The organism is Sphingobium sp. (assembly GCA_023266575.1).
GTDB lineage: Bacteria > Pseudomonadota > Alphaproteobacteria > Sphingomonadales > Sphingomonadaceae > Sphingobium.
Genome location: JAHFPV010000005.1, coordinates 83,885 through 92,009, shown reverse-complemented (window position 1 = coordinate 92,009; position 8,125 = coordinate 83,885). Strand labels below are relative to the sequence as shown.

At 63.5% G+C, this 8,125-nt stretch carries 7 protein-coding genes and 1 tRNA gene; 5 read left to right on the top strand and 3 right to left on the bottom strand.

Annotated elements, in window-relative coordinates; translation table 11 throughout:
* Window positions 1-8: 8 nt before the first annotated feature.
* Entirely contained in the window at window positions 9-329 is a 321-nt protein-coding gene (gene trxA, locus Q0D44_RS07415) for a thioredoxin TrxA (protein WP_294134703.1), read from the top strand.
* Between the two features lie 43 nt (window positions 330-372).
* On the opposite strand, the gene Q0D44_RS07410 is transcribed toward trxA, so the two are convergent.
* Complete coding sequence (locus Q0D44_RS07410) at window positions 373-1,173, bottom strand: inositol monophosphatase family protein (protein ID WP_294135003.1); 801 nt, start codon at window positions 1,171-1,173, stop codon at window positions 373-375.
* Complete coding sequence (gene argJ / locus Q0D44_RS07405; RefSeq protein ID WP_294134702.1) at window positions 1,170-2,396, bottom strand: bifunctional glutamate N-acetyltransferase/amino-acid acetyltransferase ArgJ; 1,227 nt, start codon at window positions 2,394-2,396, stop codon at window positions 1,170-1,172. The genes Q0D44_RS07410 and argJ overlap by 4 nt, the downstream gene beginning before the upstream one ends.
* Window positions 2,397-2,589: 193 nt before the next feature.
* Here argJ and secA point away from each other — a divergent pair, with 193 nt between their 5' ends.
* Window positions 2,590-5,316, top strand: coding sequence for a preprotein translocase subunit SecA (gene secA / locus Q0D44_RS07400; RefSeq protein ID WP_294134701.1), 2,727 nt, complete (start codon window positions 2,590-2,592; stop codon window positions 5,314-5,316).
* A 123-nt stretch (window positions 5,317-5,439) separates the two neighbouring features.
* Window positions 5,440-5,805, top strand: a complete 366-nt coding sequence (locus Q0D44_RS07395) for a PilZ domain-containing protein (RefSeq protein WP_294134700.1) — start codon at window positions 5,440-5,442, stop codon at window positions 5,803-5,805.
* A 5-nt stretch (window positions 5,806-5,810) separates the two neighbouring features.
* Here Q0D44_RS07395 and Q0D44_RS07390 read toward each other — a convergent pair.
* A tRNA-Ser gene (locus tag Q0D44_RS07390) sits at window positions 5,811-5,898 on the bottom strand.
* Between the two features lie 135 nt (window positions 5,899-6,033).
* Here Q0D44_RS07390 and Q0D44_RS07385 point away from each other — a divergent pair.
* Together Q0D44_RS07385 and Q0D44_RS07380 are read left to right on the top strand one after the other, a co-directional pair.
* Window positions 6,034-7,080 carry a lytic murein transglycosylase gene (locus Q0D44_RS07385; RefSeq protein WP_294134698.1) on the top strand — a complete coding sequence of 349 codons (1,047 nt, stop codon included), beginning with the start codon at window positions 6,034-6,036 and terminating at the stop codon, window positions 7,078-7,080.
* Window positions 7,081-7,111: 31 nt separating this feature from the next.
* Window positions 7,112-8,089, top strand: coding sequence for a septal ring lytic transglycosylase RlpA family protein (locus tag Q0D44_RS07380; protein ID WP_294135000.1), 978 nt, complete (start codon window positions 7,112-7,114; stop codon window positions 8,087-8,089).
* Window positions 8,090-8,125 lie beyond the last annotated feature (36 nt).

Below are 8,125 nucleotides of genomic sequence, written 5' to 3'. Positions count from 1 at the left end.
ACTTTAACATGGCCACCAAGGCAGTTACCGACAGCAGCTTCAAGGCTGACGTGATCGATTCCGACAAGCCCGTGCTTGTTGATTTCTGGGCCGAATGGTGCGGCCCGTGCAAGATGATCGGCCCGGCGCTGGAGGAAATCTCCGATGAACTGGGCGAGAAGATCACGATCGCCAAGGTCAATATCGACGAAAATCCCGACGCGCCCGGTCAATATGGCGTACGCGGCATTCCGACGATGATCCTGTTCAAAAATGGCGAACCGGCGGCCACCAAGGTCGGCGCTGCACCCAAGAGCGCGCTCAAGAGCTGGATCGAGAGCGTTCTCTGATCCGGCCGTTCCGGGCTTCGTTACAGAGACGAGGCCCGGATCATCAGCGGAATAATAGCTCCGCCGCCCTGTCCCACAGGCGCGGCGAGGATGCGCCGAGCAGGCCGCGGCGCGTGTCGCCCACGACATAGGGCGTGCCGTCGAGCCGCTGGCAGCAACCACCCGCTTCGTTCAGGAATAATGTGCCTGGCGCATGATCCCAGGGCAGGGTGCGCGCGAACACCGATACGTCGTTCTGGCCCAGCACCAGCCGGGGATATTGTTCGGCGGCGCAGCGGGGAATATCGACCAGCGCGAACCTGTCCTGCGAGCGGCGGGTGATGTCGGCGCGTTCTTCTGCGCTCATGAAATAGACCGCCAGCGCCGCGATCGGCAGATCGCCGCCACTTTCGCGCGCCTCTACCCGTTCGTCATCGATATGACTGCCGCCACCCAGCATCGCGTGGCAGAGCCGCCCGCTGATCGGATCGAGAATCCAGCCAGCGAGCGTCGTCCCGGCGTCAGCCAGCGCGATCATGATGCCGAAGGGCGGCCTTCCAGCCGCGAAATTGCCGGTGCCGTCGATCGGGTCGATGATCCAGTTGAGACCGTCGCCCGCGCGATCCAGTATCGACGGATCGGCGGCGCAGGCTTCCTCGCCAATGATACCGGCTTCGGGCAGGATCGCGGCCAGTCCTTCGGCCAGCCGGATCTCGCTTTCCTTGTCGGCGATGGTGACCAGATCGTCGGCGTCCGCCTTGGCACTGATCTCGCTGCTCGTCAGATTCTGGTAGCGGGGCATCACAATGTCGCGGGCAACGTCCCGCATCAGCGCGACGACCGGGGCGTGCAGGTCCAGCATCAGCTGCGATAATCGGCGTTGATCGAGATATAGCCATGGGTGAGGTCGCAGGTCCACACCGTCGCGCGGCCTTCGCCCAGACCGAGGTCGACACCGATGACGATATCCTGGCCTTTCAGATGCGCGGCGACCGGGGCTTCGTCATAGCCTTCGACCGCCAAGCCGCCGGTAGCTACCTGGGTCGCGCCGAAGCGGATCGAGAGCAGGTCGCGATCAGCCGGTTCGCCCGCCTTGCCGATGGCGGCCACGACCCGGCCCCAATTGGCGTCCTCACCCGCAATCGCGGTCTTGACCAGGGGTGAATTGGCGATCGACAGGGCGATGCGATGCGCGCTCTCGTCGCTGGTTGCGCCCTCGACACTGATCTCCACGAACTTAGTCGCGCCTTCACCATCGCGCACCACCAGATGGGCGAGTTGGCGGCAGAGGTCCGCCAGCGCGGCGGCAAAGGCGTCCGCCCCTGCGTCGTCCATGCCGGTCAGCGGCGCATTGCCCGCCTTGCCGGTCGCGAAGGCCAGCACCGTGTCGCTGGTGGAGGTGTCGCTATCGACCGTGATGCAGGAGAAAGTCCGCTTGTTGGCGGCCGACAGCATGGATTGCAGCAGCACAGGATCGATCGCGGCGTCAGTGAAGATATAGCCCAGCATCGTCGCCATATCCGGCGCGATCATGCCGGACCCCTTGATGATGCCGACCAGATCGACCCGCGTCTCCCCGACCATGGCGGAGACATGCGCGCCTTTGGCGAAAGTGTCGGTCGTGCCGATGCTGTTGGCGGCATCTCCCCAGCTACAGGGTGTGGCGGCGAAGGCGGCTTCCAGACCCGCTTCGGCCTTGTCGATCGGCAGCGGCACGCCGATCACCCCGGTCGAGGAGATGAAAATGTCCGATGGCAGGCAGGCGAGATGATTGGCGACCTTGGCCGCGATCGCCTCCACCGCCGCGCGGCCACGATGGCCGGTAAAGGCGTTGGCATTGCCCGCATTGACCACAAGCGCCCGCGCCGACCCCAGCGGAATGGCGTCGCGACACCATTCGACTTCGGGGGAAGGGCATTTGCTCTGCGTCGTCACGCCAGCGACGGCGGTGCCTGCGTCGAGTTCGACATAGGTGAGGTCGCATCGTTCCCACGCCTTGTATCCGGCACGCGCGCGGCGCAGCGTGACGCCCGCAATCGAGGGCAGGACCGGAAAGGCGGCGGGGGCGAGGGGGGAGCGATCAGTCATGGCCGTCGCTTAGCGCAATCGCGCCGGTCGTCAAACCAGAGCGAGCGGATTCGCGGTCAAATTTGTTCGCCAGCGTCGCACGCGCCTGTCGGCGATTTGATTGACTATCGGCTGAGCGCTCCCTAAATCGCCGCGCATGTCTGCGCGTGGTCCCTGGTCCGGGGCGCGCTTCCCTATTGTGTCAGGAAATTGCATGTTCGGCGCCCTCGCCAAGTCCATCTTCGGATCGTCCAACGAACGCTATGTGAAGTCGCTGGGCAAGATCGTCGACAAGATCGCGTCGTTCGAGCCGGCGATTCAGGCGTTGAGCGACGAGGAATTGGCGGCGCAGACTGTGCGCTTCCGTGAACGGCTGGCCGCTGGTGAGACACTGGACGACCTGCTGCCCGAAGCCTTTGCCACGGTGCGCGAAGCCGCTGTCCGGGTGCTGGGGATGCGGCATTTCGACGTGCAGATGGTGGGCGGCATCGTCCTGCATCGCGGCGAAATCGCCGAAATGCGGACGGGTGAGGGCAAGACGCTGGTGGCGACGCTGGCGACCTACCTCAACGCGCTGGAGGGCAAGGGCGTCCATGTCGTCACGGTGAACGACTATCTGGCTACCCGCGACTGCGAATGGATGGGCCAGGTCTATCGTTTCCTGGGGCTGACCACCGGCGTCATCGTCCCGAACATCAGCGAGGACCAGCGCCGCGCCGCCTATGCCGCCGACATCACCTATGCGACCAATAACGAGCTGGGTTTCGACTATCTGCGCGACAATATGAAATATGACCGCGCGTCGATGGTCCAGCGCCCGTTCAATTACGCTATCGTCGATGAGGTGGACTCGATCCTGATCGATGAAGCGCGCACGCCGCTGATCATTTCCGGGCCGACCGACGACAAGTCCGAACTCTATGTCTCGGTCGATGCGATCGTGAAGCAGATCACCGAAAGTGATTATGAGAAGGATGAGAAGCAACGCTCCGTCACCCTGACCGAGGATGGTACCGAAAAGATCGAGCGGCTGCTGGAGGATGCGGGGCTGCTCCAGGGCAGCAATCTCTATGATTTCGAGAATACGCAGGTCGTCCATCATGTGAACCAGGCGCTGCGCGCGGTCGTGATGTTCCGCCGCGACATCGACTATATCGTCAAGGACGGCAAGGTCGTCATCATCGACGAATTTACCGGCCGCATGATGGACGGACGCCGCTGGTCGGACGGCCTGCATCAGGCAGTGGAGGCCAAGGAAGGCGTCCAGATCGAGCCGGAGAACCAGACTCTCGCCTCGGTCACCTTCCAGAATTATTTTCGCATGTATCCCAAGATTTCGGGCATGACCGGCACCGCGTCGACCGAAGCGACCGAGTTCTACGAAATCTACAAGATGAACGTCGTCACCATCCCCACCAACAAGCCGGTGCAGCGGATCGACGAGCAGGACAGTTTCTACAAGAATATCGAGGACAAGTTCCGCGGCATTGCCCGCACGATCAAGGAACATGCCGAAAAAGGCCAGCCGGTCCTCGTCGGCACGGTGTCGATCGAAAAGTCCGAAATGCTGTCCGAATTTCTCAATCAGGAAGGCGTCCCGCACGCGGTTCTGAACGCCCGCTTCCATGAGAGCGAGGCGCATATCGTGGCGCAGGCCGGGCGCAAGGGCGTGGTGACGATCGCCACCAACATGGCCGGGCGCGGCACCGACATTCAGCTGGGCGGCAATCTGGAACTGCGGGTCGAGGACGAACTGCGCGATATGCCCGAAGGGCCGGAGCGTGACGCGGCGATCGAAGCGATCAAGGCGGAAATCGCAGCCGAGAAGGCCGAAGTGCTGGCGGCGGGCGGCCTGTTCGTGCTGGCGACGGAGCGGCATGAAAGCCGCCGTATCGACAATCAGCTGCGCGGTCGTTCTGGGCGTCAAGGCGATCCGGGCCTGTCGCGCTTCTACCTCAGCCTTGACGATGACCTGATGCGCATCTTTGGCCCGGACACGATGTTCGCCAAGATGATCCGATCCAACCTGGAAGATGGCGAGGCTCTGCCCCCGTCCAAATGGCTGAGCAAGGCGATCGAGACCGCGCAGAAGAAGGTCGAGGCGCGCAACTACGATATTCGCAAGCAGGTCGTCGAATATGATGACGTGATGAACGATCAGCGCAAGGTGATCTACGAGCAACGCTCCGACATCATGGATGCGGACACGGTCGATGATGTCGTCACCGACATGCGCCATGAAACGGTCAACGACATCGTCGGCAGCGCCTGCCCCCCCGGCACCTATCCCGAACAATGGGATATCGCCAAGCTCAAGGCGCGGACGTCCGAAATACTGGGGCTTGAACCCGATTTCGACGCCTGGCTGACCGAGGATGCGGTCGATCCTGAGATGATCGAGGAGCGGCTGACCGCGCTGGCCAATGCGGCGGTCGAGGAGAAGGTCAAGGAGGTCGATGCGGCCGACTGGCACATGATCGAAAAGTCGATCCTGCTGCAGAGCCTGGACCATCACTGGAAAGAGCATCTTTCGACGCTAGACGCCCTGCGGCAGGTCGTGCATCTGCGCGCCTATGCGCAAAAGACGCCGATCAACGAATATAAGCAGGAAGCCTTCGCCCTGTTCGAGCGGATGCTGGAGAATATCCGCGAGGATGTGACGGGGTCGATCGCCCGCGTGCAGTTTCGCATGGACGCGCCGATGCCGGAATTCGATCTGCCGGTGCTGCCCGATTTCATCACGACCCATATCGACCCGTTTTCGGGCGACGATAACAGCGCCGATTTTGACGCCGGGACTTTTGGCGGGATCACAACGACTATCCCGCGCGCGCCGCTGGCGCTTGCCGGCGAGTTCGCCAATCTGGATATCAGCCGCAATGCGCTCTGCCCCTGCGGATCGGGGCAGAAATACAAGCATTGCCACGGCGCACTGGCCTGATCGCCGGACGGGGCGGGCGAGCCGTTTCTTGCCTGCCGCCCGATTAACCAGCCCGCTTATCGCTTCTGCAAGGTTGCTGCGAGTAAGTTGCATCTGATCCTGGGGGGAAACCGGGAGACAGCCATGCACAGCATCCATTATCGGCCCCAGGTCGAGCGTCGCCGCGAAAGCCGCTTCGTGGCCAATGCCCGCGCGACTTTGCTATGGGATGGCGTCACCGAACCCGTCACTATCCAGAATATCTCCGCCTATGGCGCCCTGGTCACCGGCTTCTATCTGCCGCCCATCGGCGCGTGCGTGACGGTGATCGCCGACTATCTGGAAGTATGCGGCACGGTGATCTGGCGCGGCGTGGAGCGTTGCGGCCTGTTGCTGAGCCGCCAGGTCGATCCGCTGGCGGTCATCGCGGAGCCATCCGTGCGTACCGTGGAAGCACCCCGGCAGCGCGAAATCAGCCTGCGGCGGCTATCGGCGGGCGTTTATGGGTAGCGGTCTGGCGGAAGGGGTGGGATTCGAACCCACGGATACTTGCGCATCGGCGGTTTTCAAGACCGCTGCAATCGACCACTCTGCCACCCTTCCGTCGCCTCGCTTCCTAGCGCCCTGTGCTGGCTTGCCAAGCGCAAAAATCGCCTGTGGCTCGGTTCATCGTCTAAACCGGCCATAGTTGCCATTAAGGGGATTCACCTGCCGTCCGGCCTGTGCAACAACGGGGGAATGAGAGATTCTCTACGTTCGTCTGTATTTTCGCTGTTGCTGGGGCTGGCTGGCGTAACCGCTGGTGCGGTGGTTCCCAGTGCTGCGCTGGCGCAGGATAGCACGGATTTTCGCGCCTATTTGGAAAGCCTGCGGCCCAAGGCGCGGGCGATGGGCATCCGGGACGCGACGCTGGACAGCGTGTTTCCGACGCTGCCCCCTAACCCGCGCGTCATAGCGCTGGACCAGACCCAGCCGGGTGGTGGTGCCTATTCGCCGATCCCCAATTTCGAACCCTATCGCCGCCAGCATGTCGATGCCGCGCGGATCAGCCGGGGCCGGATCGCCTATCAGGCCAACCGCGCGCGTCTGGCGCGGATCGAGGCGGAGACGGGCGTGCCGGAGGAGATCATGGTCGCCATCTATGGCCATGAAACCAATTATGGCAGCTATACCGGCGATTTCGACCTGATCCGGTCGCTGGCGACATTGGCGCATGAAGGGCGACGGCGCGCTTTGTTCGAGCCGGAATTGCTGGCGACGCTCAAGATGCTGGACAATGGCGTGCCGCGCAGCCGCCTGATTGGCAGTTGGGCAGGGGCGACCGGCTATCCCCAATTTCTGCCGTCGGTCTATCTGCGGCTGGCCAAGGATGGTGATGGCGATGGGCGCGCAGACATCTGGACCAGCGAGGCCGATGCGCTGGCGTCGATCGCCAATTATTTCGTGCAGGCCGGATGGCGCCGTGGCCAGCCCTGGGGCGTAGCGGTGTCTGTGCCGTCCAGTTTCGATCGCGCCAGCGTGGCGGCCAAGACCAATCCGGCACGTTGCCCGCGCGTGTTCAACCGGCATAGCCGCTGGCTGACCATGGCCGAATGGCGCAAGCTGGGCCTGTTTCCCGCCAGCGGCATCTGGCCCACCGATACGGTGATGGCGACGCTGCTGGAACCGGACGGGCCGGGCAAGACCGCCTATCTTCTGACCGGCAATTACCGGGCGATTCTGGATTATAATTGCTCCAATTTCTATGCTCTGTCTGTGGGGTTGCTGGCCGATGCGGTCAAATGAAGGGGGTAGGCTGCCGCTGGCAGCTGGAGTGATGCTGCTTTTGGCATCTTGTGGTGGCGGGGAGCAGGTGCCTGTGCCGCCTACGCCGGCGCCATCGCCGCGTCCGTTGGCGCAGGTCGCCATGGTCGCTGATGAACCGGTGACGATCGGTGCGCCCTATAGCGTGGGCCGGGTCACCTATACGCCCGAAGATGCCCCCAATTATGACGCGGTCGGCTATGCAGGCTGGTATGGTGAGGAGTTGCAGGGCAACAAGACCGCCAATGGCGAAACCTTTGTGCCGGGCGCAATCACCGCCGCGCACCAGACATTGCCGCTGCCCAGCTATGTCGAGGTGACCGCGCTGGACACCGGACGGACGATCCTGGTGCGGGTCAATGATCGTGGGCCTTTCGCCAATGACCGGATCATCGACCTGTCGCGGGGCGCGGCCGAGCAACTGGGCGTGATCGGCGATGGCGCGGCGGCGGTGCGGGTGCGGCGGGTCAGCCCGCCCGATCAGGAGCGCGCAACGCTGCGCAGCCATGGCCGGGTCGCCGAGCGACTGGAAACCCCGCCTGCCTTGCTGACGGCGCTGCGGGCCAAGCTGCCCGCCCGATCTGTTACTGCTCCAGCGAAAACCAAGGTCGCAGCCCGGCCAAGCGTCAAGACACCGCCCAAGCCGCTGCGCGCGCGGGACATACGTGAGTCCGCGCCCCAGCCGGCCCGGCAGGATGGTTTCGTGGTGGAACAGGCAGGCGCAGCTTCGGCCCCAACGCCGGTTGCGCCTGCGCCTGTCACCGCGCCAGCGACCGCCCGCTCCTATATCGTCCAGATCGCCGCTTTCTCCTCCCGCGCCCGCGCCGAAACGCTGGCGAAGCGCATCGGTGCCAGGGCGGTCGAGGGGGACGGATTGTGGCGCGTGCGCTTTGGTCCCTATCCCACGCAGGACGCCGCGCAGGCGGGTGTGCGCACAGCGGCAGCCAAGGGCTTTGAGAATGGCCGCATCATGGCTAATGACGCGCGATAGACATCGCGCCCTCCAAGCGATTCCATCCCATTTGAA

Coding starts and splice junctions, on each gene's coding strand:
- secA (WP_294134701.1), top strand. CDS start 2,590: ATGTTCGGCGCCCTCGCCAAGTCCATCTTCGGATCGTCCAACGAACGC.
- Q0D44_RS07385 (WP_294134698.1), top strand. CDS start 6,034: ATGAGAGATTCTCTACGTTCGTCTGTATTTTCGCTGTTGCTGGGGCTG.
- trxA (WP_294134703.1), top strand. CDS start 9: ATGGCCACCAAGGCAGTTACCGACAGCAGCTTCAAGGCTGACGTGATC.
- Q0D44_RS07380 (WP_294135000.1), top strand. CDS start 7,112: ATGCTGCTTTTGGCATCTTGTGGTGGCGGGGAGCAGGTGCCTGTGCCG.
- argJ (WP_294134702.1), bottom strand. CDS start 2,396: ATGACTGATCGCTCCCCCCTCGCCCCCGCCGCCTTTCCGGTCCTGCCC.
- Q0D44_RS07395 (WP_294134700.1), top strand. CDS start 5,440: ATGCACAGCATCCATTATCGGCCCCAGGTCGAGCGTCGCCGCGAAAGC.